This is a genomic window from Mycolicibacterium sp. XJ2546 (genome assembly GCF_053483195.1).
In genome coordinates, this window is the sequence record NZ_JBEFRW010000004.1 from 71,138 (window position 1) to 94,229 (window position 23,092).

The following is a 23,092-nucleotide window of genomic DNA, read 5'->3' on the forward strand; positions in this document are numbered from 1 at the left end:
AACCGCATCCGGTGGCAGGATCGGCTGACATGGCCGAGTTGGAGAGCGTCACGCTGAAGGATCCGGCATCGTCGATGACAGCGACGTTCGTCCCGACGGCCGGCATGGTCGGCACCTCGCTGGCCGACGCGGGTGATGAGTTCCTCGGCCAGCGCCGCGGGTTGGACGCGTACGTGACATCCGGCAAGACGATGGGCATTCCGTTCCTGTATCCGTGGGCAAACCGGTTGAGCGACAACACGTATAGTGTCGACGACGCTGTCGTCACCCTGACCGCCGGTGCCGGTGGCGTGCGCACGGACGAACACGGCGCTCCGATCCACGGTGTGCTGGCCGCCTATCCGGGGTGGCTGGTAACCGCCCGGTCGGAGAACTCGCTGACGGCTGTGCTCGACTACGGCGGCAAACCCAGGCTGCTGGCCTCGTTCCCATTCCCGCACCTGCTGGTCCACAGCGTCACGCTCGGCGAACGCAAGCTGACCATCGAAACCACCGTGATGGCGACGACGTCGGCGTCGGTGCCGTTGTGCTTCGGCTACCACCCCTATCTGACGATCCCCGGTGTGCCGCGCGAACAGTGGCGGCTGACCACTCCGGCCATGCGCCGCTTGCCGGTGGACGACCGGGGTATTCCGACCGGGGGGCATCAGGAGTGGCACGGCGGCACCGAACCGCTCGGCCGCGTCGAGTACGACGACGGCTTCGACAACGTGCCCGACGGGGCGGTGTTCTCGCTGTCCGGCGGGGACCACCGCCTCGACGTCAGGTTCGAGGCGGGTTATCCGGCGGCGCAGATTTTCGCGCCCGGCAGCGACGACGTCGTCTGCTTCGAGCCGATGGCCGCCCCGACCGACTCGCTGCGCCGCGGTACCTACCGCTGTGCCGTCCCGGGCAGGCCTGAAACGGTACGCTTTTCGATCAGCGTGCGGTGACCGTCACCACATCCCTGGCACCATGCGGTAGCGCACCTGGTCTTCGCCGCGGCGACTAATGCCAGAATCATTACATCGCCTATCGAATGCTTCCGTGCGCCCACGGTACGGAGACTTCGAGGAAGGTCTGTCTGCGACTATTGACTGGTATCGCCACCACGAAGACTGGTGGGCACCCGCTAAAGGAGCCACCGAAGCGTTCTACGCCCGACTCGGGCAATGACGGAGAAGCCAAGCAATGACGGAGTACGGCAAGACGTTGGGTGCCATGGACACCCCGATCCCGGGGCTGACCGTTTGGCAGCTGCCCGTCCACGGCGACAACCGCGGCTGGTTCAAGGAGAACTGGCAGCGCGCGAAGATGATTTCTGCCGGGATGCCGGATTTCGGACCCGTACAACACAACATCGCCTTCAACGAATCGCTGGGCACGACGCGCGGTATCCATGCCGAGCCGTGGGACAAATTCGTTTCGGTGGCGGCCGGACGGGCGTTCGGCGCCTGGGTCGATCTGCGTGCGGGCGAGACTTTCGGGACGGTGTTCACCGTCGAACTCGACCCTTCGCGTGCGGTTTTCGTACCCCGTGGGGTTGGCAACGCCTATCAGACCCTCGAGCCGAACACCGTCTACTCCTACCTCGTCAACGATCACTACTCCCCCGACGCGGACTACACCTCGGTGCATCCCGGCGATGAGCGCGTCGCCATCGACTGGCCAATTCCGTTGGACCAAGCGGTGTTGTCGGCCAAGGACCGAGCCCAGCCGCACCTGGCAGAGGTCGAACCCATTCCGCCGCGCAAGACCCTGATCGTCGGGGCGGACGGACAACTGGGCCGCGCATTGCGCCGTGCGTACGCTGATGCGCCGTCCATCGAATTCGCCGGGCGCGCCGATCTCGACCTAACGGGCGGTGACCTCGCTTCCGCCCGCGCATGGCGTGAGTACGACACGGTCATCAACGCCGCGGCATACACCAACGTCGACGGAGCCGAGACCGCGGAAGGTCGTGCCGCGGCATGGGCCACCAACGTCACCGGTGTAGCGGCCCTGGTGCGGGTCGCCGCTGAGCATGGCATCACCGTCGTGCATATCTCCAGCGACTACGTGTTCGACGGTACGAGCACGACGCCGTACCGCGAGGACCACCCGCCGGCGCCGCTGGGCGTATACGGACAGACCAAGGCCGCCGGCGATCAACTCGTGGCCACGCTTGCGCGTCACTACATCCTGCGCACGTCGTGGGTGATCGGCGACGGGCGCAACTTCGTACGCACCATGTTGTCGCTGGCCAGCAATGACGTGAACCCGGCCGTCGTCGACGATCAGTTCGGACGCTTGACGTTCACCTCGGAGCTGGCGCGGGCGATCCGACACGTCACCGAGTCCCGTGCACCCTATGGCACCTACAACGTGACGGGATCCGGGTCGGTTCGGTCATGGGCACAGATCGCACAACGCACGTTCGCCATCGCCGGCCATGAGCCGAGTCGAGTGACCGGCGTTTCCACCGCCGAGTATTTCGGCCAGGCCACCGGTCCTGTTGCTCCGCGCCCGACCAACAGCGTTCTGGACCTGAAGAAGATCGAGTCCACCGGATTCGTTCCCGTGGATGCCGACGAGATGCTGACGAATTACATCGAACTCGAACAGCAACGCCTGCCGACGCTGAACGCCGCCACCGACTAGCGCTGGTTGCGCGGCTGCCACACCACCAACGCGGTGCTCTTGGCCCGCGGCTGCGCCCGCAGCTCCTCGAGCTCGCGGGTCAACTCCTTGACGCGGGCCTGCAGCGCCTCGACCTGGTTGGTCAACTGGATGATGCGTTTGATCCCCGCGAGGTTGACACCCTCGTCCTGAGATAGCCGCTGCACCTCCCGCAGCAGGTCAACGTCGTGCTGCGAATAGCGCCTGCCGCCACCGGCCGTGCGCTGCGGGCGCACCAGACCCAGCCGGTCATAGGTACGTAGCGTCTGCGCATGCATACCCGCCAACTCGGCGGCCACCGAAATCAGGAACGTGCGCGCTTCATCGTTGGAACGCTTCGCCGCCATCACGCACCTGCCCATCCCGCCCGCGGGTCAAACCCGCTGGCCCGCTCGGCCTTGGCGTACGCCTCCAACGCCTCGACCGCGTCGCCCTCGAGGTTCGTCGGAACGGCCACCTTGACCGTGACGAGCAGGTCGCCGTGGCCACCGGAACGCTTGGGCACCCCACGCCCGCGCACCCGCAGGATCCGTCCGTCCGACGTTCCCTTGGGCACCCGCACGCCGACCTTGCCCTCCAGAGTTGGCACCGAAAGCGTTGTGCCCAACGCTAATTCATGGAAACTCACCGGCACGGTGACGGTCAGGTCGTCGCCCTTGCGGCCGAAAACCTTGTCCGGGCGCACATGTACGGTCACGTACAGGTCACCCGACGGCGCCCCGCGCAGCCCGGCCTCACCCTGTCCGGCCAGCCGGATCCGTTGGCCGTCCTCGACGCCCGGCGGGATCCGCACGTTGATCGTGCGGGTCCGGGTGGTCACACCGGTGCCCTTGCACTCCTGACACGGGTGCTCGATGATCGAGCCGCTGCCCCGGCATTCCGTACACGGTTCGGAGAACCCGAACGCGCCCTGGTTGCGGCTGATCACGCCGGCCCCGTTGCAGTTCGGACACACCTTCGGGCTGGTGCCCGGACGTGCGCCGCTGCCATGACAATTCGTGCACGGCGCGGGACTGGTGAGGCGCAGCGGCATCGCGACGCCCTTGGTCGCCTCGAGGAACGACAGCTCGGTCTCGGTCTCCAGGTCGTTGCCGCGACGGGGCCGGCTCGGCCGGGGCTGCTGTGCGCCCCGCCCGAACAGACCGCCGAAAAGGTCACCGATGTTCGCACCACCGGTCTGACCGGCCGCATCGAACAAGTCGTTCAGGTTGAACTCGACACCGTCGGAGCCGTAGCCACCACCGAAACCGCCACCACCGCCGCCGCCGAACCGGCCGCGACCGAAGCCACCGTTGGCGAAAAGCCTTCGGGTCTCGTCGTATTCCTTACGCTTGGCCGGGTCGGTCAGCACCTCCTTGGCTTCCGAAACGGCTTTGTACCGTTCCTCTGCCGCCGAGTTACCGGGGTTGCGGTCGGGATGGTTTTCGGCGAGCAGCTTGCGCGCCGCCCGTTTGATCTCCTGGTCGCTGGCGTCAGAGGAGACGCCGAGCTCGGAGTAGAAGTCCTTCTCGACCCATTCACGCTGGGCCATGTCGCGTCACCTCCTTACCATTTGCCTACTCGTTATTAGGATTCTGCTGCCTTCTCGTCCGATTCGTCGGTGTTATCCGACGTGTCGGCGGAATCGGGGACGGTGTCGACGACACCAACCATGGCGTGGCGCAGCACGAAATCGCCGACCTTGTAGCCGCGGCGCATCACGGCGCCCACGACGGGATGGCTGCCGTCGCCCTCGTGCTGAACGGCTTCATGCAACTCGGGATCGAAATCGTCGCCCTCGTCACCGAATGCCGAAAGGCCAAGCCCCTCAAGGATGCTGGTCAGCTTGTCAGCGACCGCCTTGAACGGCCCGGACTCCAGGTCACCGTGGCTGCGCGCCCGGTCCAGGTCGTCGAGCACCGGCAACAGCTCGGTGAGGACGGTGGCCTTGGACCGCTCGGCGATGACCTGCTGGTCACGCAGCGTGCGCTTGCGGTAGTTGTCGTACTCGGCCTTTACCCGCTGAAGTGTCGATTTCAGCTCGGTGACCTCCTGCGGCGAACCCCCGGCTTCCGGGGCCGGCTCGCCAGGAGCCGGCCCGGTCGCCTGTTCACGTACTTCGCCAGTGTCGGGGTCGATACGCCGCTTGTCGGTGACGGTCACCGGCTCGTGCGAATCGTTCTGGCTCACTTGTTCTCCTGGTCCTCGTCGACAACCTCGGCGTCCACCACGTCGTCAGCCGACGAGCCCGTGGCTCCAGCGTCGGCGGCACCGCCGCCTGCGGCCTGTTCGGCCTGGGTCGCCTCGTAGATCGCCTGGCCGAGCGCCTGGCTTTCGACGCCGAGTTGTTCCATCGCGGATTTGATCGCAGCGATATCGGTGCCTTCCAGCGCCTTCTTCGCGTCTCCGATCGCGCCGTCGACCTTGCTCAACGTCTCCTCGGGGACTTTGGATCCGCCTTCGGCCTCGCGCTGTTCAGCGACGAACTTCTCGGTCTGGTACACCAGCGATTCGGCCTGGTTTCGGACGTCGGCCTCCTCACGGCGCTTGCGGTCCTCCTCGGCATGGGCCTCGGCATCCTTGACCATCCGGTCGATCTCCTCCTTGGAGATACCGGAGCCCTCCTGGATGCGGATGGTGTTCTCCTTGCCGGTGCCCTTGTCCTTGGCGGTGACGTGCACGATGCCGTTGGCGTCGATGTCGAACGTCACCTCGATCTGGGGCACACCGCGCGGCGCCGGCGGAATACCGGTCAGCTCGAAGCTGCCGAGCAGCTTGTTGTGCGCGGCGATCTCACGCTCACCCTGATACACCTGGATTTGCACCGACGGCTGGTTGTCGTCGGCGGTGGTGAACGTCTCAGACCGCTTGGTCGGGATCGTGGTGTTGCGCTCGATCAGCTTGGTCATCACGCCGCCCTTGGTCTCGATACCAAGTGACAGCGGCGTAACGTCCAGCAGCAGAACGTCTTTCACCTCACCCTTGAGCACGCCGGCTTGCAGCGCGGCGCCCACCGCGACAACCTCGTCCGGGTTGACGCCCTTGTTGGGCTCCTTGCCGCCGGTCATCTCCTTGACCAGATCCGAGACCGCGGGCATCCGGGTGGAGCCGCCGACCAGCACGACGTGGTCGATGTCGGACACCGAGATGCCGGCGTCGGAGATCACCGACTGGAACGGCTTGCGGGCCCGGTCCAGCAGATCCTGGGTGATGCGCTGGAACTCAGCGCGGCTGAGCTGTTCGTCGAGGAAGAGCGGGTTCTTGTCGGCGTCAACGGTGATGTAGGGCAGGTTGATCGACGTCTGCTGGCTTGAGCTCAGCTCGATCTTCGCCTTCTCCGCGGCCTCACGCAGCCGCTGCATCGCCATTTTGTCCTTGGTCAGGTCGATGCCGGAGGTGCCCTTGAACTTCTCGACGAGCCATTCGACGATGCGATCGTCCCAGTCGTCGCCACCGAGGTGGTTGTCGCCGCTGGTGGCACGTACCTCGACGACGCCCTCGCCGATTTCCAGCAGCGAGACGTCGAAGGTGCCGCCACCGAGGTCGAAGACCAGGATGGTCTGTTCCTTCTCGCCCTTGTCCAGCCCGTAGGCCAGCGCTGCGGCGGTGGGTTCGTTGACGATGCGCAACACGTTGAGGCCGGCGATCTGGCCGGCGTCCTTGGTGGCCTGACGCTGGGAGTCGTTGAAGTAGGCGGGCACGGTGATCACTGCGTCGGTGATGTCCTCGCCCAGGTACGCTTCGGCGTCCCGCTTGAGCTTCATCAAGGTCCGCGCGCTGATTTCGGGCGCGCTGTACTTTTTGTCGTCGATCTCCACCGACCAGTCCGAGCCCATGTGGCGCTTGACCGATCTGATGGTCCGGTCGACGTTGGTCACCGCCTGGTTCTTGGCGGGCTGGCCGACCAGCACCTCGCCGTTGCGAGCGAACGCGACGACGGACGGCGTGGTGCGGGAGCCCTCGGAGTTCGCGACGACGACCGGGTCGCCACCCTCCAGTACCGCGACGACCGAGTTGGTGGTTCCGAGGTCGATTCCGACCGCACGAGCCATAGTGTTGCCTCCTGAACTAGTCCTACTAGGGGTCTGAGTGCACCGCACTCAAGACTGCTCCGACGGACCCTATCCTGTCAAACCAGACTTGAGCCCACTGCACTCAAGTGTCAAAGTTGTCAACGGTATGTTTCGCCGGTTTGTTCCCGGCGTGGAGGTGGGACTGCTCGAAGCCGACGCAGTGGCGGTTTCACGCGCTGCGAATCGACCAATGCGTCCGTCTCACGACGGCCGCCCGCCCGCTCGAGTCCAACGAGGCGTGGCGATGACGCTGTGGGTGCTCGACAAGAGCGCGCACGTTCGTCCGCCGACTACGACCGGCAACGCACATTGGTACGCGACGCGTTCACGAGGCTGGCTACGCCGCCGGACATCTTCGACCGGGTTCGTCGACTGCAACGCGATCTCGCGCACCATCGCCGAATGTGGCATCGCACCGCCATTCCGGACCTCTTCATCGCCGAGACCGCCCTTTTCCACTGTGCGGGAGCCCTCCATCACGACCGTGCGTATGCGCGGATCGCCGAAGTGCGCCCCGACCTGCTCGAGCGCCAAATCGGCTGATACTTCCTAGCATCGGAAGCATGTGCCAATACTGCGGATGCCGCGACATGCCGCTGATCCGCGATTACATCAGCGAGCACGCCTATGTGCTCAACCTCGGCGGCGACGCGGTACGCGCGATCGATCGCGGCGACCTGCAGACCGCGCGCGAACGGCTGGCCGCGATGGCCGACGAACTGCTATCGCACTTCAAGGGCGAGGAGAACGGCCTGTTCGCGGTCATGTCCACCGACGACCTGTTCCTCGCACACATCGAACCGCTCGTGCGCGAGCACCGCGAACTCGAGGAACTGCTCGCCACCGTGGATATCTCCCGCGCCGAGGGCCAGCAGGCCATCCGCGACGCCGTGGAACACCTCTTCGAGCACACCCGAAAAGAAGAGGACGGGCTCTTCCCCGCGGCGCTGACGTCGCTGGACGGTGACCAGTGGGACACCGCGATCCAGGCCTGGCACGACGCCCACCCGGGGCGCGAGATGGTGCGCTGGACCTGACCGCCCGGGGCTGAGGCGGTCAGGCCGACGCGGGCTAGCGCACCGGCGGCGGGTTCACCCCGAACGGCTCAGGGTTGCGGCACGCCAGATACTCGGGCCGCGGACGTGGCGCCGCGAACGGTTCGGTGAGCGCGTTGTCGACCGAGTTGAACACCAGAAAGACGTTCGACCGCGGCAGCGGCGTGATGTTCGATGAGGACCCGTGCAACAGGTTGCAGTCGAACCAGACAGCCGTCCCGGCGGCCCCGGTGAGCTGGTCGATGCCGTACTCGGCGGCGGCCTTGGTCAGCGCGCCCTGATCGGGCACACCGGTTTCCTGTCGCACTAGCGATGAGGTGTGGTGGTTGTCCGGCGTGGCGCCGACACACGGATAGAACACCTCATGAGATCCCGGCATCACCATCAACGGGCCGTTGTAGGGATGGTTGTCGGTCAACGCGATCGAACACGAAACCGCACGCATGAGGGGCATTCCGTCCTCGGCGTGCCAGGTTTCGAAATCCGAATGCCAGTAGAACCCGGTACCGGTGAACCCCGGCATCATGTTGATCCGGGCCTGGTGAATGTAGACATCGCTGCCGAGCAACTGCCGGGCCACCGGTATCACGGTCTCCAGCCCGACGACCTCCGCGACGAGATCGCTGATCAGGTGCGGCTCAAACACCGAGCGGATACTGCCCCCGCCCGGCTCGTAGATCACCCGCGGGTCGTCGCGGTCGAGTTCAGCACCCATCCGCTCGAGTTCCTGGCGCAGCGGCGGCAGCCAGTCCTCGCCGAGCGTGCGGGGGCGCACCATATAGCCGGCCCGCGCGAAGCTGTCCAACGCGTCCTTGCTGAGCGGGCCGTCGTGCGGACCGCCCCACACCGTCGGCTCTTCCCGGGGAATCGGGGAAATCGCATGGCCCAACCGCGTCGGATACCGGTCGCGGACGCGCGGCATCGTCACGGTACTCATGCTATCTGCGGTGGCGGATAAGCGCCGGTCTCGTCGTGGACTTCGAGGCCGGTCACCGGCGGGTTGAAGACGCACAGCATCCTGAGCTGTTCGTCGCAGGTGACCCGGTGCCGTTCGTGGCCGTCGAGCAGATACATCGTCCCCGGGCCCAAAGCAAACTTTTCCCCGGTCTCGAGGTTGGTCAACGAACCGCTGCCTTCGACGACCCACACCGCCTCGACGTGGTGCTGATAGTGGAACTCGCTGACCGAGTTCGCGTTGATGGTGGTCTCGTGGAACGAGAACCCCACACCGTCACCGGCGAGGATGATCCGCTTGGACCTCCACGCACCGTCTGAAACGTCACGTTCGGTGCCGGTGATTTCTGCGGTAGTACGCACAATCATGGATCGAACACTTTCTATGCAGTGACCGTTGCATCGACAGCCTCAGCGAGGATGTCCATGCCGGTCTCGAGATCTTCCTGCGAAATGGTAAGCGGTGGGAGAAGTTTGACCACTTCGTCCGAGGGACCGCTAGTCTCCATCAGCGCACCGCGGTCGAACGCGGCGCGGCACACCGCGGAGGCCAGCTCGGTGTCCTCGAACTTCAGCCCCTGCGCCATCCCCCGGCCTCGTGCGGAGACGCCGTCGTGGGCGGCAGCGATCTCCTCGAGACGCTTACGCATGAACTTGCCCTTTTTCACCGTTTCGTCGGTGAAATCCGAACTCTGCCAGAAGGACTTGAGCGCCTGCGTGGCGGTGATGAACGCCGGGTTGTGGCCGCGGAAGGTGCCGTTGTGCTCACCGGGAGTCCAGACATCCAGATCACGGCGGAACAGCGTCAGCGCCATGGGCAGCCCGTAGCCGCTGATCGATTTCGACAGCGTCACGATGTCGGGTGTGATACCGGCCTCTTCGAAGCTGAAGAACGGACCCGTTCGGCCGCAACCCATTTGAACGTCGTCGGCGATCAGCAGGATGTCGCGCTCACGGCACAGTTTTTCCAGCGCCTGCAGCCATTCGATGCGGGCGACGTTGAGCCCACCTTCGCCCTGCACGGTTTCGACGATCACGGCGGCCGGCCGGTTGAGCCCGCTACCGGAGTCGTCGAGAACACGCTCGAACCAGTGGAAGTCCTCGGTGACGCCGTCGAAGTAGTTGTCGTACGGCATCGGGGTCGCGTGCACCAGGGGGATACCCGCGCCGGCACGCTTCATCGAGTTGCCGGTCACCGAAAGCGCACCCAGCGTCATCCCGTGAAAAGCGTTGGTGAAGCTGATGATCGATTCGCGCCCGGTCACCTTCCTGGCCAGCTTCAGCGCCGCCTCGACCGAGTTGGCGCCGGTCGGCCCCGGAAACTGCACCTTGTAGTCCAGGTTGCGCGGCTTCAGGATCACGCGTTCAAACGTTTCCAGGAAGTCCGTCTTCGCGGACGTGGCGACGTCCAGGGAATGCACGATTCCGTCGGACGCCAGATAATCCAGAAGGGGCTTTTTGAGCAACGGGTTGTTGTGCCCGTAGTTCAATGCTCCTGCACCGGCGAAGAAGTCGAGATACCGCCGACCGGCCGTATCGGTGACCCAGGAACCCTGAGCGCGCTCCATGACCGCCGGCCAGCCGCGGCAGTAGCTGCGCACTTCGGATTCCACCGAGCTATAGACATCGGGAAGCTCCGATTCGGATAGGGGGGTCAACGTTGCGAGCGACATACAGTCAATCCTCAGTTTCAGATAATCAGTTTACTTTTTGTCGGACATTTCGTTCGGTAGAGCTGCCGTGATCGGTCCGATCCGCAGCAACGGCTCGTCTTCGTGCTCGCCATCAGCGGCGAGCAGCTCGGAGCTGAAGTGCGGACTCTCGGTCAACGGCACCCCATGGCGTCGGGCGAACGCACCGAAGAACGCTCGCGACGCCGAGTTGCTCGGCGCGACGGTGGTCTCCACGGTGACGGGGTGGCCACAGCGGTCGCTGCGCACGCGGTGTACCAGGGCGTCGAGCATGGCGCTGGCCAAGCCCTGACCGCGGGCGGCATCAGAGACCGCTACCTGCCAGACGAACAACACATCCGGTCGGGCCGGCGGGTGATAGCCGGTGATGAGCCCGCAGAGTTTGCCGTCTCGATCCGCCACGATTGAGGTATTCGCGAAATCCGTCGCCAACAACAGGTAGGCGTACGACGAATTGAGATCCAGCACGCCGGTGGCAGCAACTAATCGGTGCATTGCGAGCGCATCTGCAGCCACCGGTGAACGCAGCGAATCTGCCCACGCGTGCGGGGCACGATTTAGAGCGGACATAACCAGTTAGCAGTCACCACCGAGCAGTTGTCGACCATCGTCAGTTCAGTTCATCGGTGAACCGACCGTAAGCGAGGCCCACTAGCCGATCAAGCGCGACGACCGGCCAAATCGGCCGCCAGAACGTCCCCTCCACCCCGCAAACCTGCGCAAACACGAACCCAGAGCGTGCCGGGCGGCGGAGCCCGGCTGTTATCGAATTGTTACCAAAACCCGGCATCGGGTGAGCTGCGCCACTGCGTCGCTCTAGGCTGACGCTCGTGATCTCTCTGGCGAATTTCCGGGTCTTTGTCGAACCGCAACAAGGTGCCTCCTACGCCGACCAACTTGCGGTCGCCCGCGCCGCCGAACAACTCGGCTACTCGGCGTTCTTTCGGTCAGACCACTACCTCGCGATGAGCGGTGAGGGTTTGCCCGGCCCCACCGATTCCTGGGTCACACTGGCCGGCATCGCGCGCGAGACGTCCTCGATCCGGCTGGGCACCTTGGTCACCTCGGCGACGTTCCGCTATCCGGGTCCGCTGGCCATCTCCGTCGCTCAGGTCGACGACATGAGCGGCGGACGAGTTGAACTCGGTCTGGGCGCCGGCTGGTTCGAGGCCGAGCACATCGGTTACGCGATCCCGTTCCCGTCTGTCGGCGAGCGGTTCGACCGACTCACCGAACAGCTGCGCATCCTCACCGGGCTGTGGACGACGCCACCCGGCGAAACGTTCGACTACGCGGGCACCTACTACACCGTGACCAAGTCGCCCGCGCTTCCCAAACCCGTGCAGGCGCCGCACCCGCCGATCATCATCGGCGGCACCGGCGCCAAGCGCACCCCGCAGTTGGCCGCGGAGTACGCCGCCGAATTCAACGTGCCGTTCGTCTCCCTCGATGTGGCCAAGACCCAGATCAAGCGGGTCAGTACGGCGCTGGCCGACGCCGGACGCTCCGTCGACTCGATGACGTTCTCGGCGGCGTTCGTGATCTGCGCGGGCCGCGACGAGGCCGAGATCGCCCGGCGCGCAGCCGCGATCGGCCGCGAGGTCGACGAGCTGCGCAGCAACTCCCCGCTGGTGGGCACGCCCGCCGAGATCGCCGACAAGCTCGCCGGGTATACCGATGCCGGCATCCAGCGCGTTTACCTGCAGCTTCTGGACATGTCCGACCTGGATCACCTGGAGTTTTTCGCCCGCGAAGTCGTTCCTGCGCTGCGCTGAGCGCGCGCCGTTGAAGCGCTCCGCGGCTACGATTCGTCCCGTGACCCGCCGGGACGACGATCGCGAGGATGGGCAGCCCTGGCACAACCGCACGCCCAGCCTCGTCGGTGCGAGCATCGCCGCGCTGGCGGTGATCGCCGTTCTGGTGCTCGCCGCGACGGCGATGGCCCGCCAGTTCAGCGCGCCCGAACAGGCTCCGCTCAATTTCGTCGAACCCGCCTATTCCGCGCCGACCACCCGGTCGGCCACCCCGACCGCCACCACCCACACGGTCACCACCACCAGCCCGCCGCAGACCACCGACCTGTCGGCGCTCGAGACGACCTCGGAAACCACGTCGGAAACCGAGACCTCCAGCGCCGAGGCGACCGTCGAGACCGACGACGAAGAGGAGTCGACGGAGACCAGTACCCGTCGCAAGCCGCGCACAAATGTGACGCGCACGCTCTATCCGCTGCCCTGAGCGCCTACTATCGGAGGCCGTGGCGCGATACGGACCTCCGAACGACCCGAACGACCCGAACTACCCCGACGACTCACCGACGGAGTACTACGGCACGCCGCCCGAGGAGCCGACGCCGTGGTATCGCAAACCGGCCGCGCTGGTTGCGCTCGGTGCGTTGGGCGCGGTGGTGATCGCGCTGATCGTGTGGGGTCTGGCCCAATTGATCGCCGGCGGTGACGAACCGACCGATTCCGAAACGTTGACCCCGCTGACCACCACGACGAGGTCGGTCGTGACGACCGTGCCCACACGCGAAACCGTCACGGAGACAGTCACTCCGACCACCACACCGCCGCCGACAACCACGACCACTACGACCACGGCCCCACCGACGACAACCACCACCACCGAGCCGACCACCAGCGTCAGCACCAGCACAGAAACGGTGACCCAGACCGAGACCGTCACCGCGCCACCCGAGGGCGAAGGCTGAGCCGGTCACGTCCTGCCGATTGACTCTGCGGTGAGGGCGCGATTTCAGCCGATTTCACGCCCTGAGCGCAGAGTCAACGCGATGGGGACCGGCCGCGCGCGGCGTATTCGGCCACCAACGCCTCCGCGCTGCGCACCGCCGCGCGGCACGCCCGCGTAGTGAACGGGTCGTTGAGCGGATGCTCGGCACGTCGGCGCCAGCGCTGCGTCGCCGCGAACGCCGCCCTGGGGCCGTCATAGGGTGCGTCGGGCTGCAGCCCGAGCCTGCTCGCGGCGTCGGTGCCCGATCCGCCGATGATCCGTCGCAGCGATGCCATCTCGTCGTCGTTCAATGTCGTTGGTCGCGAATGTAATTGGGAGAGCAACCGCAGCTCTTCGAAGGCGTGGGTGTCGGCGAGGAGCGGGTCGATGTCGGCGATGATGTAGGGCGTGGCGTAGATCGGGTTGACCTCGACGAACCGCCGCAGCGACAGCAGGGCGGTGTGGGCTTTGAGCAGGTCCGAACGCTGCGCGAACTGTTGGTCGATGACCTCGCGCAACGACACCAAGCCGCTGCGCTCCAGCAGTTCGTCGGCCAAACTCACGGAATCGGTGACGCCGGCGCGCAATACCGCGATCGAGATCCTGATCCCGAACATCCCGAACCGGTCCAGCAGCGCCGCGCGGGTGGCCGCGTCGACCGGTAGCGAGATGTCCTCTCGCACGAACCGGTCCACTGACAACATCGCCTTGGTGAGCTCGGCGGCGTCCACCCCGGCGAGCTTCTCGAGCGCCACGAACTCACTTTGCCGCAGCGTACGTGCGGTCAGTGCGAGCAGGCCCGACACCGGGACCACCGCCTGACAGATGCCGGTGCGGTCCATTTCGCTGGTGAACCGGGTCGCCACATCCTTGGCTGACAGCATTGCGTCAATGCGTCCGGCGCCGATCTCGTCGGCGCGCGACACCACGCCGATCACGCCGAGCGCCCCCGCCGAACCGCCCACCAACTCGCCGATCTGCGTGAGCAGTGCGATGTCTGGCGCATTCAGGGTCCGCAGCAGAAACACCACGGCGTCCACCCGCGGCACGCCGTCGTCGGGCACCAACAGCCGCAGCGTGCGCTCGGAGACATCGCGGTTCAGCGACGACGTTCCGGGCGTGTCGATGATGGTGGTGTCGATGAGTTCAGCGGCCGGCCATTCCACGTCGAGGTCGACGACGTCCTCGGGATCGAGGCTGGCGAAGTCAAACGTGAGACCGCCCGCCTCGGGATCCCGGCCGATCGGCACGTTGGAGTGTCGACCGCCGACGTGGTTGGCGGTCACCTTCGGCGTGGGACCGTGCCGGAACCATGTCACGATGCGGGTGGCCTCGGTGGCATCGGTGGGCGCAATATCCTCTCCCACAAGGGCATTGACCAGAGTCGACTTACCCGCCTTCAAGGTTCCGGCCAGCGCGATGCGGATCGGCTGGTTCAGCCGACGCCCGATGCGGTCCAACTCGTTGTGCACGTCGGGGCGATCGCGGTATGCGGGATCGGCGCGGTAGGCCAGCGTCGTTCCGGCCAGGATCGCGCGCACCTGATCACTCGTGCTCATCTCGCGCTACAGCTTAGGCAGTCGAGTGGCCACTTATGGCACGCCGTACACGAGTTCGCGTGTCATATCTGGCCGCTCGGCCGGGCGTGGTCGAGCACCTGCCGCAGGATGTTGAGCTGACGCTCGAGTTCGCGGATCCGGTTGTTGCGTTCGGTCTCCTCGAGTTTGGCCGAGGCGATCGTGGCCTGCAGCGACTCGTTGAGCGAACGGGTGGTCTGGTTGGCGATACCGCGGTAGTGGTCGCGCAGCTGGCGTTGGATGCCCTTGAGGCGATCGCGCGACTCCTTGCTCACCACGAACTGCGTGTCGTCGATGAACCGGCGGGTGTTCAGCTTCGCCTCGTTTCGCACCCGCATCATGCGGTTCTCCATGTTCTCCTTGTAGGCGGTGCGCCCCATCAGCAGCCCGGCGCCGAGGGACAGCGGGTTGAACATGCCCAGCCCGGCAAACGACGTCATCATGCCGAACATCAGCACGCCGCCGTAGGACCCCTGCATACCCATCGTGAGCTTTCGCCCCTTGCCGAGCGGCCTGGCCTCGAGGTTGGCCAACGACTTGATCTCACCGAGGCTGGCGCCCATGTCGCTGGGGTCGATCCGGGGCATCTTGACCGCATCCAGCCCCGCTTCTACGAACGTGCGCGCGACTTCGGCGGCCAGCACCTCGGCCCGCTGGTAGGCCCACACGAAGTTGTCACCGACCGCGGTGGCGACCGCGTTCTCCAGCTCGGCGCCGATCTCGGCCCAGTGATGCGTGGGATCGCAGGTGTCGATCACCTTTTCGATGCGTTGGCTGATCACCCGGAACCGGTTGCGCAGGTCGTGGTCGACGTCGGCGGTCAGATCCGAGATCCCGTCGTTGAGCACCTGCTGCCACAGCGCCGTCTGCTGCAGAGCGTCCTGGGCCTCCTGTTTGCGCTGCTCGAGTTCGTTTTCGAGCCGCTCCCGGGTTTCGGGATCGTTCAGAGCCGCCAGCTCGGATTCCACGGACATCGTCAGATGCTCAGCAGCGGAACGTATTTCACCAATCGTTAGGTTGCGGATCCGGTCGTTCTGCTGGGCCAACACCTCTTCGCTGAGGAACCTCACGATGGCGGGGAAGTTCGATTCCTCGTTGAGCTCTTTGTCGTTGAGCGCGATGGCGTGGCTGCGCAGCAGAGACGACGACGGGATGATCGGGATGTCCAGTCCTGCCCGGTGCAGATGCGCCTTGTTGGCGTCGACGATCTGGCGCCAATGCGGGTACAGGTCGGTTTTGGTGGCGATTATCGTTGCCAACGGGCAGATTTCGAATGCCTGCCGCATGAACGTCATCTCGGGTTCGGTGAACTCCTGGCTGGTATCGCTACACATCAGCAGCGCGTCGGCGTCGGGCATCAGGCCAAGGGTCGCCGAAAGGTGCGGCTGACCGTGGCCGCCGACACCTGGGGTGTCCACGAACGCGAGCCCGTTCTTCAACAGGGGGCTGGCCGCGGTGACCTCCACCCGCAGCACTTCTCGCCCTGCGGCTTGCGGTGCACGGCGCAGATCGTTCGTGACGTCGGCCATCGGAATCTCGACCTCGTCGGGCTCTTCGCCTTCGCCGCGCGCCACGATGAGCTTCGCCGTAGCGGTTTCGCCGTAGGACACCACGGTCGGGAGCACGGTGCTCTCGTCATCGCCGACCCGCGCGACCGGCACGTTGAGCAACGAGTTCAACAGCTGGCTCTTGCCCTGTTTGAGCTGACCGGCGACCACCACCCGAATCTGCGGGTCCGTCACCCGAGTTTTGGCTCGGGCCAACCGCTCGACCAGGTCAGCGCGTTCGTGCGCATCGGCGATCTTGCTGGTGTGGTCAATCAACTCGACGAGGACTTTGACCGGTTTGGCCGGCCCGCCGGCCGTGACCGGTTTGGCCTTGCCTGAGTCCTTCGCTTGCGTCATGGGTCCCTCTTGTCGAAACACGCCATTTACTCACGGTAGACGCGCCAACTGGCGGGGATCAGACTTCGATCCCCGCCAGTTGTGCGGTGCGGTTGCGTCAGAAGACGCTCATGTCGTTGCTCAGATCGACATCGGTATTGACCTGACCGGAGTTGTCCACCGAGTTGTTCTGCCCGGAGTTGTCCACCGAGCTGTCCACGGAGTTGTCGATCGAGGTGTCCTCGAGGCTCGCTCCGCCGGCGATGCCACCGGACACGAAGCCGTCGATGTCTCCGACGTTGGTCCGGCTTGCGTCGACGTTGGTGGCGTCACTGTCGTTGATGACGATACCGCCACCGCTGCCGCCGGCCCCGCCGGTGGCGTCGCCACCGTCATTGCCGATGCCGATCAGGCCGCCGCGGCCGTCACCGCCGACCGCTGCCCCACCGTCGCCGCCGCTCATGTCGACGTCGCTGATGACCGGGCCGTCGTTGTCGGAGATGATGTCGCCGACTGCGGTCTGGTCGCCGCTGTCGTCGATCTCGTTGTCCTCTCCGATATTGACGTTGGAGTCGTCGATATCGCCGGTGTTGACGTTTTCGTTGTCGTCGCCGACCACGTTGCCGTCACCGTCGACGTTGGTGGCATCGATGTCACCTGCGACACCGGTGTTGACCACGCCACCGTCTGCGGCGGTGTTGCTGGTCTTGTCGCCGAAGGTGATGTCACCGAAGTCCAGTCCGACGTTGACGGCACCCTGCTGCTGGTCCTGGCCGGCGATGTTGTTCACGTCGGTCTCCGGGCTCAGGAAGCGAGTGTCGTTGTTGCTCAACGTGTCGTTGTTCGACCAGAGGTCGGTCTGGCGCTGCGGCGTGAACGCGATGCCGTGGGTCTGAGCGACGGCCTGCTGCAACCCGACGACGGGGTCGCCGCCGCCCTGCAGCACCGCGGCCGGCGCGACGGTGGCGGCCACCGACTGGACCTGCGCGGCGGTCAGGTTGTGCACCCCGGCGTTGGCCATGGCCCGGTCAGGGTCTGCGATGAACTCATGGGCGCGAACCGGGTCGCGGAACAGGTTGAGGATCCAGTCGATTACGTTCGTCATTTCTTCGGTCCTTTCACTTCTGGCGGGGAGCTGGTTACCGGGCTGTCCGGCGAACTGACACCCACGCTATGGAGCCGACGACACCTACGAAACGGGGTCGAAACCCCTCCCTTCACCCCGGCGTTCGGGGTCGTCCCGACGCCGCCCATTAGGGGATTAGGGGGTGCTTAGGGGGGAGCAGGTGAGCCCGAAACCAATACTGCGCGGCCGAAAAGTCGGCCGCGCAGTTCGGGTTGTTGTCGTGGAGGTGTCAGAAGATGTCGAAGCCGGACGCCCCGGGATCCACGTCGTCCATGACGTCGAGGACGGCATCGCCCAGCACATCGTCGACGGGCGCCTCGGCGGGCTGAATCTCGTCACCGATGACCCCGACATCGGGTACGTCCAGCTCGTACTGGGGCTGAGCGGGTTCAACGGCGCTGACGTGGTCGGAGATCAACGCGGGTGTGTCATCGACCACCGAAACCGGCACCTCATCGCCGAACGCGTCGAAGGCAGTCGTGGCCGCGGCGCTGGCCCAGATGTTCGTCGTCGCCGCACCGAGCCCGTCGAGGTCGACGGTCGCTGGTGCAGTCACCAGCGACGGTATCGACTCCGACACCACCGGGATGAGGGCCTCGACGTCGGCGCTGGTCACATTGGTCAGGTTGGCGTCGGCGAGAACTCGATCGGGGTCGGCGGCGAAGCGGGCAGCGATGTCGGGATCACGCACCACCGACATGACGAAGTCGAGCAGTGAGTTGGCCACGAAACACCTTCCTTCCCCTGACAGATATATCTGCCGATATAGCTGCGATAGCAGCCATCTGCGGTGTGATTTCGATGTTATGGAACTGAACCCGCGTCGAGATCGGTGCCGAACCCGGCTTCGCCCCTCCGCCATTAGGGGGATCGGCGTTAGGGGATTTCGACGCACTAGGGGATGTGCCGTAGCTTGGCGCGCCGAACCATTATCGTGAAGCACGGCCAAACATAGAGGTGTAGATGAGCGACTCACTCGGGTTGTCGATCGGAATGACCAACCTGGTGGCGGCCCGCATTGGCCGACCCCCGGTGATGCGCCGCTCGATCCTCACCTTCTTCCACGACCGCCCCGCCGAAGTGGGGGTGCCATCCGAATACGCCTACGACCCCAACCAACCCGGTCTGGTGCTCAGCGGTTTCGTCGAACGCGTCGGCGACCCGGTGCCGCTGGTGGCGGCCGACGGATCGCCACATCGCGGGGAGTACGTACTCGTCGAGGCGCTGGAGGCGATGGCCCGCACCGTCGGTGGCGGCGCACCCATCGCGGTCGCAGTGCCCGCCCACTGGGGTCCGGGCACCGTCGGGGCACTGCGCGGAGCGTTGCGCACCAAGCCGAGCCTGCTGCCCGACGGGGCGCCACCGGCGCTTATCCCCGACTCGGTCGCCGCGCTGGCGTCGCTGCAGGCGGCCCCCGGACTGCCCGCGGACGGTGTCATCGTGCTGGTCGATCTCGGCGGTAGCGGCACCAGCATCACGTTGGCCGACGCCGCGTCGACGTTCGACCCCGTCGGTGAGACCGTGCGCTATCCGGACTTCTCCGGCGACCTGATCGATCAGGCGCTGCTCAACCATGTCACCGCGGGCATCGCCGAGTCCGCCGGCGCCGACCCCACCGGCACATTGGGTCTGGGCTCGCTGGCCCGGTTGCGCGACGAAGCCAGACAGGCCAAGGAGCGGTTGTCCGCGGAGACGGCAACTGCGGTGCGCGCCGATCTGCCGGGGTTCAGCTCCGATGTCCGGATCACCAGAAGCGAACTCGAGCAGCTGATCTCCGCGCCGCTGGCCGGTCTCCTCGACACCGTCGAAGAAACGCTGCAGCGCAACAATATTGCACCTGCCAGCATTTCGGCGGTGGCCACCGTCGGGGGCGGCGCGAACATTCCGTTGGTTACCGCGCAACTCTCAGAGCGGTTGCGCGCCCCTGTGGTCACCACCCCGCAATCCCAACTCAACGTCGCGGCGGGCGCGGCCCTGATCGCCGACCGGGGGGGCGCCGCCGACGCGCCCACCGGGTTGGCGCCCGCTGCCGATGCGCCGACGAGCATGGCCGCCGCGGCCTGGGCGGCGGGTGCGGCCGGCGTGGCCGCCACCGAGTCGGCGTCGGACGGCGCCGCGTCCGCGACGTTCCGCGCGCTCGCGTGGTCGCAAGACGATTCGCCCGCAGGTGAACCGGTGCCCTACGCCGGCGAGGATTACACCTTCAACCAAGCCGCCACCGGCGCCCGCCCGCAGATGGCGTTCGCCCACGAGGAAGAGGGCTTTGCGCCCGAACCCGAACCGCTGCCCTGGTACAAGCGGCCGCCGATTCTGTTCGGCACGGCCGCCGCTGCGGCACTGCTGGCCGTCGGTGGCCTGGCAGTCACCTTGACCAGCACCAGCAGCGACACGAGCCCGGTGACCGAAACCGCGACCACGGTCGAGACCGGGCCCTCACCGGATAGCCCACCGACAACCGTTGCGCCCCAGACGGTCACGGTAACCGGGACCGATGGCCGACCGACGACGTCGGTGGTGCCGCCGCCCCCGCCAACCACTACCACTACCCCGCCGACCACCACCACAACCACGACGACGACCACGACGACCACGACGACCACGACAACGACGACGCCGCCGACCACCACCACTACGGCGCCGACGACAACCCGTACGACCATCACCACGACGTCACCGCCTGCCCCCGAACCCGAACCAGAGCCCGAACCTGAGCCGGAGCCGGATCCAGGAGCGTGACCCTATGGCCAGACCGGCGCCGGAACGACTGACCGGCATCCCGCCGGCCGCGCGCACCGCCGTCGCGACGCTGACCTCCGCGCCGGACGCCCCGGTGAAGCTTGTGGTGTCGGGAGGCGTCGGCACCGGCAAGAGTTCGGTGCTGGCCGCTGTCCGCGCCGCGTTGCGCGGCGCCGAAATACCGGTGCTGACCAGCGCTCCGCGCGACGGTGACGCGCCGGTCGCCGCGGTGGTCGTCGACGACGCGCACCTGCTCAGCGACGACGAACTCGGCCGGCTCACCGACCGGGTTGCCGATCCGGATACCACGGTCGTCATCGCTGCTGAACCGTTGGCGCGCCGGCCCGCACTCAACGCGTTGACGACGGCCATCGAGCGTGAGAACCCCGCTGTGTCGCTGGGCGCGTTGAGTCCCAGCGACGCAGCTCATGCGGTCACCGAAATGACCGGCGCCACACTGTCTTCGGAGGTCATGCGTTCGCTGATGGTGGCGACGGCCGGGCTGCCGTTTCTACTGCAATCCGCGGTCGCCGCCGTGGCATCATCCGACGGTGAGATACCAACGGCCGGCGTCGTCGATGCGGCGAAGTTCACGCTGATCGACCGGTTGCGCCGGATCGACGAACCGCTGCTCGACACGCTGCTGCTGTCGTCGTTGGGCCGCGACCTCGGACCCGACGACGTGGCGGCCACGTTGCGGCGCAACGCCGATGACGCACAGGAGCTGGTGGACCGCGCCCGCGCGACCGGGCTGATCGAGCCGTCGCACAACCATGCGTTTCTGCGGATGCTGCACCGCTGCATCGCCCAGATCGTCGGGGCGGCGCGCCATCACGACATCGAGATGGCGCTGCTGACGTCCCAGCTCGGATCGTCGACGCTGTCAGCTGACCTCGCGCTACAGCTGGCCGAGCACGGGCTGCGCGACGACCGACTGGCCGCTGTGCTCACCGATATGGCGTCCCGTAGCGCCGGCCAACCCGCAAGGGCGGCAAGGCTTTACCGTGCCGCGACGGCGGCGGGCGCGACGACGCTGGCCGCGCCGCTGGCAGACGCCCTCGCCTTGACCGGTGACTGCGCGACGGCTGGCCGGCTCGCCGACGAACTGCTGGGTTCCGCCGACTCCACCGAACGCGCGGCGGCCGTGCGGATCGCCGCCAGCATCGCCGCGCACGACGGCAGCGCCGCGCACGCCGCTGAATTGTTCCGGTGGCTCGGACCCCATCCGGACGCCCTCGTCGGTGCCGCCGGTGCCGTCGTGATGCTCGGCACGGGCGACCAACCCGGAGCGCGTGCGGCGCTCAGCACCGACAGCGCGGGGCCGCCAACGTCGACGGCACGCGCTGCCCGCAGCCTCGCCGACGGGCTCCTCACCTCGGTACAGGGGCCCTATCCGGCCGCCGTCGCCCGGCTCGGCCAGGCTGTCGCCGCCGAGCAATCCCCGACGGCCGTCGCACCGGACACCCCTGCGGCGCTGCTGACGCTGACCGCACTGCACGGCGGCGACCCGGTGCGCGCCCGCAGCGTCATCGCCAGGGCGGTCCGCGCCGACCTCGACGAGGGCCTCGAGAACACCGCGTTCGTCGCCCACCGACACCGACTGCTGCTGGGATGGACGCGGATGCAGGACGGCCGGCTTGCCGCAGCAGGCGCCGACGTCGCCGCCGTCGTCTCCGACCGCGATGCCCCCACGGCACTACATCGGCGCGACGCGCTGTGGGCCGCGGCGCTGCAGACCGCGATCGCCCGGCGCAGCGGCGACAGCGGTGCGGTGCAGAAACACTGGTATACGGCCGTCGAGGTGCTCGCCGAATGCTCGATGGACCTGTTCTCGCTGCTGCCGTTGGGCGAGTTATGGGTGGCCGCCGCTCGGTTGCGTCAGATCGAACGCCTACAACACAGCATCGACGAAGCGTTCGCTCTGCTCGAGTCGCTCGGCAACCCGACGCTGTGGTCGGTCCCGCTGCACTGGGCCGGCGTACACGCCGGGATCCTCATCAACTCGCCGGACGCGGTGGCCCCGCACGGGCAGGTGTTGACGGCGGCCAGCCGGGCCGAGGGACCCGACAGCGCCTTCGCCAAGGCGCTGGCCCATGGGGGCCGGACCTGGTTGCGGGTGTTGGCCAACACCGTCGACGTCGACGACGTCACCGCGGCGGCACAGCGGTTGGCGCAGTTCGGTCTGACCTGGGACGCGACCCGGCTGGCGAGCCAGGCCGCGCTGCACGCACCCGACGGACGGGCGTCCGGGGCGATGCTGCAACTGGCGCGCGACCTCAAGCAGACCGCGGCCCTGGACGACGGGCCAGGGCCGGATATCGATGACAGCACCGCGTCTCCCCAGAGCGCGCCGACCCGGCCTGCGTCGACGCGGCTCTCGGACCGTGAACGCGAGGTCGCCGAACTGCTGCTGCTCGGCATGCCGTACCGCGACATCGGCGCGCAGCTGTTCATCTCCGCGAAAACCGTCGAACACCACGTGGCCCGGATCCGTCGTCGCCTCGGCGCCGAATCCCGCTCTGAGATGCTCTCGATGCTGCGGGCCATGCTCACCCCGCAGGGCCGATCGACCGGGTCCGAGAGGTAGTTAGGCAAGCCTTCGTAGCGCACTTTCCCCACGGGGTGCGACGATGAGCCCGGCTTGAACT

The 23,092-nt window shown here is 66.5% G+C and carries 20 protein-coding genes and 1 pseudogene; 9 read left to right on the forward strand and 12 right to left on the reverse strand.

From position 1 onward, the window contains the following. The first annotated feature begins 29 nt into the window (after window positions 1-29). Complete coding sequence (locus tag ABQE44_RS09295) at window positions 30-932, forward strand: aldose 1-epimerase (RefSeq protein ID WP_448429322.1); 903 nt, start codon at window positions 30-32, stop codon at window positions 930-932. Between the two features lie 238 nt (window positions 933-1,170). Beyond that, window positions 1,171-2,619: a sugar nucleotide-binding protein gene (locus ABQE44_RS09300; protein ID WP_448429324.1), complete on the forward strand. Its 1,449-nt coding sequence runs from the start codon at window positions 1,171-1,173 to the stop codon at window positions 2,617-2,619. Here ABQE44_RS09300 and ABQE44_RS09305 read toward each other — a convergent pair. The 4 genes from ABQE44_RS09305 to dnaK are packed head-to-tail and all read right to left on the reverse strand — an operon-like array spanning window position 2,616 to window position 6,668. Further along, window positions 2,616-2,984 carry a heat shock protein transcriptional repressor HspR gene (locus ABQE44_RS09305; protein ID WP_448392441.1) on the reverse strand — a complete coding sequence of 123 codons (369 nt, stop codon included), beginning with the start codon at window positions 2,982-2,984 and terminating at the stop codon, window positions 2,616-2,618. The genes ABQE44_RS09300 and ABQE44_RS09305 overlap by 4 nt on opposite strands. Beyond that, the gene (gene dnaJ / locus ABQE44_RS09310; protein ID WP_448429326.1) at window positions 2,984-4,168 is read right to left on the reverse strand and encodes a molecular chaperone DnaJ; all 1,185 of its coding nucleotides are present in this window, start codon (window positions 4,166-4,168) and stop codon (window positions 2,984-2,986) included. The genes ABQE44_RS09305 and dnaJ overlap by 1 nt, the downstream gene beginning before the upstream one ends. A 35-nt stretch (window positions 4,169-4,203) precedes the next feature. Further along, window positions 4,204-4,806, reverse strand: a complete 603-nt coding sequence (grpE, locus tag ABQE44_RS09315) for a nucleotide exchange factor GrpE (RefSeq protein WP_448429328.1) — start codon at window positions 4,804-4,806, stop codon at window positions 4,204-4,206. Beyond that, window positions 4,803-6,668: a molecular chaperone DnaK gene (gene dnaK / locus ABQE44_RS09320; RefSeq protein WP_448392444.1), complete on the reverse strand. Its 1,866-nt coding sequence runs from the start codon at window positions 6,666-6,668 to the stop codon at window positions 4,803-4,805. The genes grpE and dnaK overlap by 4 nt, the downstream gene beginning before the upstream one ends. Window positions 6,669-6,962: 294 nt before the next feature. On the opposite strand from dnaK, the pseudogene ABQE44_RS09325 reads away from it, so the two are divergent. Together ABQE44_RS09325 and ABQE44_RS09330 are read left to right on the forward strand one after the other, a co-directional pair. Then, window positions 6,963-7,232: pseudogene (locus ABQE44_RS09325) on the forward strand (PIN domain-containing protein); the annotation flags it as partial. A gap of 20 nt (window positions 7,233-7,252) precedes the next feature. Next, the gene (locus tag ABQE44_RS09330; RefSeq protein WP_448429330.1) at window positions 7,253-7,726 is read left to right on the forward strand and encodes a hemerythrin domain-containing protein; all 474 of its coding nucleotides are present in this window, start codon (window positions 7,253-7,255) and stop codon (window positions 7,724-7,726) included. 34 nt (window positions 7,727-7,760) lie between these two features. On the opposite strand, the gene thpD is transcribed toward ABQE44_RS09330, so the two are convergent. From thpD to ectA, 4 genes are read right to left on the reverse strand one after another with little or no spacing between them, the layout of a single operon-like run. After that, on the reverse strand, window positions 7,761-8,681 hold the full coding sequence (thpD, locus tag ABQE44_RS09335; protein ID WP_448429332.1) for an ectoine hydroxylase: 921 nt from the start codon (window positions 8,679-8,681) through the stop codon (window positions 7,761-7,763). Beyond that, window positions 8,678-9,067 (reverse strand): ectoine synthase, encoded by a 390-nt coding sequence (locus ABQE44_RS09340; protein WP_448392447.1) that lies wholly within the window; start codon window positions 9,065-9,067, stop codon window positions 8,678-8,680. Before ABQE44_RS09340 ends, thpD begins: the two co-directional genes overlap by 4 nt. A gap of 14 nt (window positions 9,068-9,081) precedes the next feature. Continuing rightward, window positions 9,082-10,371: a diaminobutyrate--2-oxoglutarate transaminase gene (gene ectB, locus ABQE44_RS09345; protein ID WP_448429334.1), complete on the reverse strand. Its 1,290-nt coding sequence runs from the start codon at window positions 10,369-10,371 to the stop codon at window positions 9,082-9,084. 30 nt (window positions 10,372-10,401) lie between these two features. Further along, window positions 10,402-10,959: a diaminobutyrate acetyltransferase gene (gene ectA / locus ABQE44_RS09350; RefSeq protein ID WP_448429336.1), complete on the reverse strand. Its 558-nt coding sequence runs from the start codon at window positions 10,957-10,959 to the stop codon at window positions 10,402-10,404. 263 nt (window positions 10,960-11,222) lie between these two features. Between ectA and ABQE44_RS09355 the strand changes: the two genes are divergently transcribed. Genes ABQE44_RS09355 through ABQE44_RS09365 form a run of 3 tightly spaced genes read left to right on the forward strand, consistent with a single transcriptional unit; the run spans window position 11,223 to window position 13,102 of the window. Continuing rightward, entirely contained in the window at window positions 11,223-12,164 is a 942-nt protein-coding gene (locus ABQE44_RS09355) for an LLM class F420-dependent oxidoreductase (protein ID WP_448429564.1), read from the forward strand. A gap of 40 nt (window positions 12,165-12,204) precedes the next feature. Next, window positions 12,205-12,627, forward strand: coding sequence for a hypothetical protein (locus ABQE44_RS09360; protein ID WP_448392450.1), 423 nt, complete (start codon window positions 12,205-12,207; stop codon window positions 12,625-12,627). A 19-nt stretch (window positions 12,628-12,646) separates the two neighbouring features. Next, entirely contained in the window at window positions 12,647-13,102 is a 456-nt protein-coding gene (locus ABQE44_RS09365) for a hypothetical protein (RefSeq protein WP_448429338.1), read from the forward strand. Window positions 13,103-13,175: 73 nt separating this feature from the next. Here the strand turns inward: ABQE44_RS09365 and ABQE44_RS09370 are convergent, their stop codons facing one another. From ABQE44_RS09370 to ABQE44_RS09385, 4 genes are all read right to left on the reverse strand, one after another. Next, window positions 13,176-14,681, reverse strand: a complete 1,506-nt coding sequence (locus tag ABQE44_RS09370) for a dynamin family protein (RefSeq protein WP_448392452.1) — start codon at window positions 14,679-14,681, stop codon at window positions 13,176-13,178. Between the two features lie 62 nt (window positions 14,682-14,743). Beyond that, on the reverse strand, window positions 14,744-16,603 hold the full coding sequence (locus ABQE44_RS09375) for a dynamin family protein (RefSeq protein ID WP_448392453.1): 1,860 nt from the start codon (window positions 16,601-16,603) through the stop codon (window positions 14,744-14,746). A 97-nt stretch (window positions 16,604-16,700) separates the two neighbouring features. After that, on the reverse strand, window positions 16,701-17,687 hold the full coding sequence (locus ABQE44_RS09380; RefSeq protein ID WP_448429340.1) for an IniB N-terminal domain-containing protein: 987 nt from the start codon (window positions 17,685-17,687) through the stop codon (window positions 16,701-16,703). Between the two features lie 250 nt (window positions 17,688-17,937). Next, window positions 17,938-18,435, reverse strand: a complete 498-nt coding sequence (locus tag ABQE44_RS09385; protein ID WP_448429342.1) for an Rv0340 family IniB-related protein — start codon at window positions 18,433-18,435, stop codon at window positions 17,938-17,940. A 236-nt stretch (window positions 18,436-18,671) separates the two neighbouring features. Here ABQE44_RS09385 and ABQE44_RS09390 point away from each other — a divergent pair, with 236 nt between their 5' ends. After that, a complete protein-coding gene (locus ABQE44_RS09390; RefSeq protein ID WP_448429344.1) occupies window positions 18,672-20,444 on the forward strand; it encodes an Hsp70 family protein in 1,773 nt (590 codons plus the stop codon). 4 nt (window positions 20,445-20,448) lie between these two features. Further along, the gene (gene iniR / locus ABQE44_RS09395) at window positions 20,449-23,031 is read left to right on the forward strand and encodes an isoniazid response ATPase/transcriptional regulator IniR (RefSeq protein WP_448429346.1); all 2,583 of its coding nucleotides are present in this window, start codon (window positions 20,449-20,451) and stop codon (window positions 23,029-23,031) included. Window positions 23,032-23,092 lie beyond the last annotated feature (61 nt).

What these genes read in the sequence shown, in the direction of transcription:
- ABQE44_RS09390 (WP_448429344.1), top strand. Translation starts at nt 18,672, where the DNA reads ATGAGCGACTCACTCGGGTTGTCGATCGGAATGACCAACCTGGTGGCG.
- ABQE44_RS09295 (WP_448429322.1), top strand. Translation starts at nt 30, where the DNA reads ATGGCCGAGTTGGAGAGCGTCACGCTGAAGGATCCGGCATCGTCGATG.
- ABQE44_RS09305 (WP_448392441.1), bottom strand. Translation starts at nt 2,984, where the DNA reads ATGGCGGCGAAGCGTTCCAACGATGAAGCGCGCACGTTCCTGATTTCG.
- thpD (WP_448429332.1), bottom strand. Translation starts at nt 8,681, where the DNA reads ATGAGTACCGTGACGATGCCGCGCGTCCGCGACCGGTATCCGACGCGG.
- ABQE44_RS09370 (WP_448392452.1), bottom strand. Translation starts at nt 14,681, where the DNA reads ATGAGCACGAGTGATCAGGTGCGCGCGATCCTGGCCGGAACGACGCTG.
- ABQE44_RS09380 (WP_448429340.1), bottom strand. Translation starts at nt 17,687, where the DNA reads ATGACGAACGTAATCGACTGGATCCTCAACCTGTTCCGCGACCCGGTT.
- ectB (WP_448429334.1), bottom strand. Translation starts at nt 10,371, where the DNA reads ATGTCGCTCGCAACGTTGACCCCCCTATCCGAATCGGAGCTTCCCGAT.
- ectA (WP_448429336.1), bottom strand. Translation starts at nt 10,959, where the DNA reads ATGTCCGCTCTAAATCGTGCCCCGCACGCGTGGGCAGATTCGCTGCGT.
- ABQE44_RS09375 (WP_448392453.1), bottom strand. Translation starts at nt 16,603, where the DNA reads ATGACGCAAGCGAAGGACTCAGGCAAGGCCAAACCGGTCACGGCCGGC.
- ABQE44_RS09330 (WP_448429330.1), top strand. Translation starts at nt 7,253, where the DNA reads ATGTGCCAATACTGCGGATGCCGCGACATGCCGCTGATCCGCGATTAC.
- ABQE44_RS09300 (WP_448429324.1), top strand. Translation starts at nt 1,171, where the DNA reads ATGACGGAGTACGGCAAGACGTTGGGTGCCATGGACACCCCGATCCCG.
- dnaK (WP_448392444.1), bottom strand. Translation starts at nt 6,668, where the DNA reads ATGGCTCGTGCGGTCGGAATCGACCTCGGAACCACCAACTCGGTCGTC.
- iniR (WP_448429346.1), top strand. Translation starts at nt 20,449, where the DNA reads ATGGCCAGACCGGCGCCGGAACGACTGACCGGCATCCCGCCGGCCGCG.
- dnaJ (WP_448429326.1), bottom strand. Translation starts at nt 4,168, where the DNA reads ATGGCCCAGCGTGAATGGGTCGAGAAGGACTTCTACTCCGAGCTCGGC.
- ABQE44_RS09340 (WP_448392447.1), bottom strand. Translation starts at nt 9,067, where the DNA reads ATGATTGTGCGTACTACCGCAGAAATCACCGGCACCGAACGTGACGTT.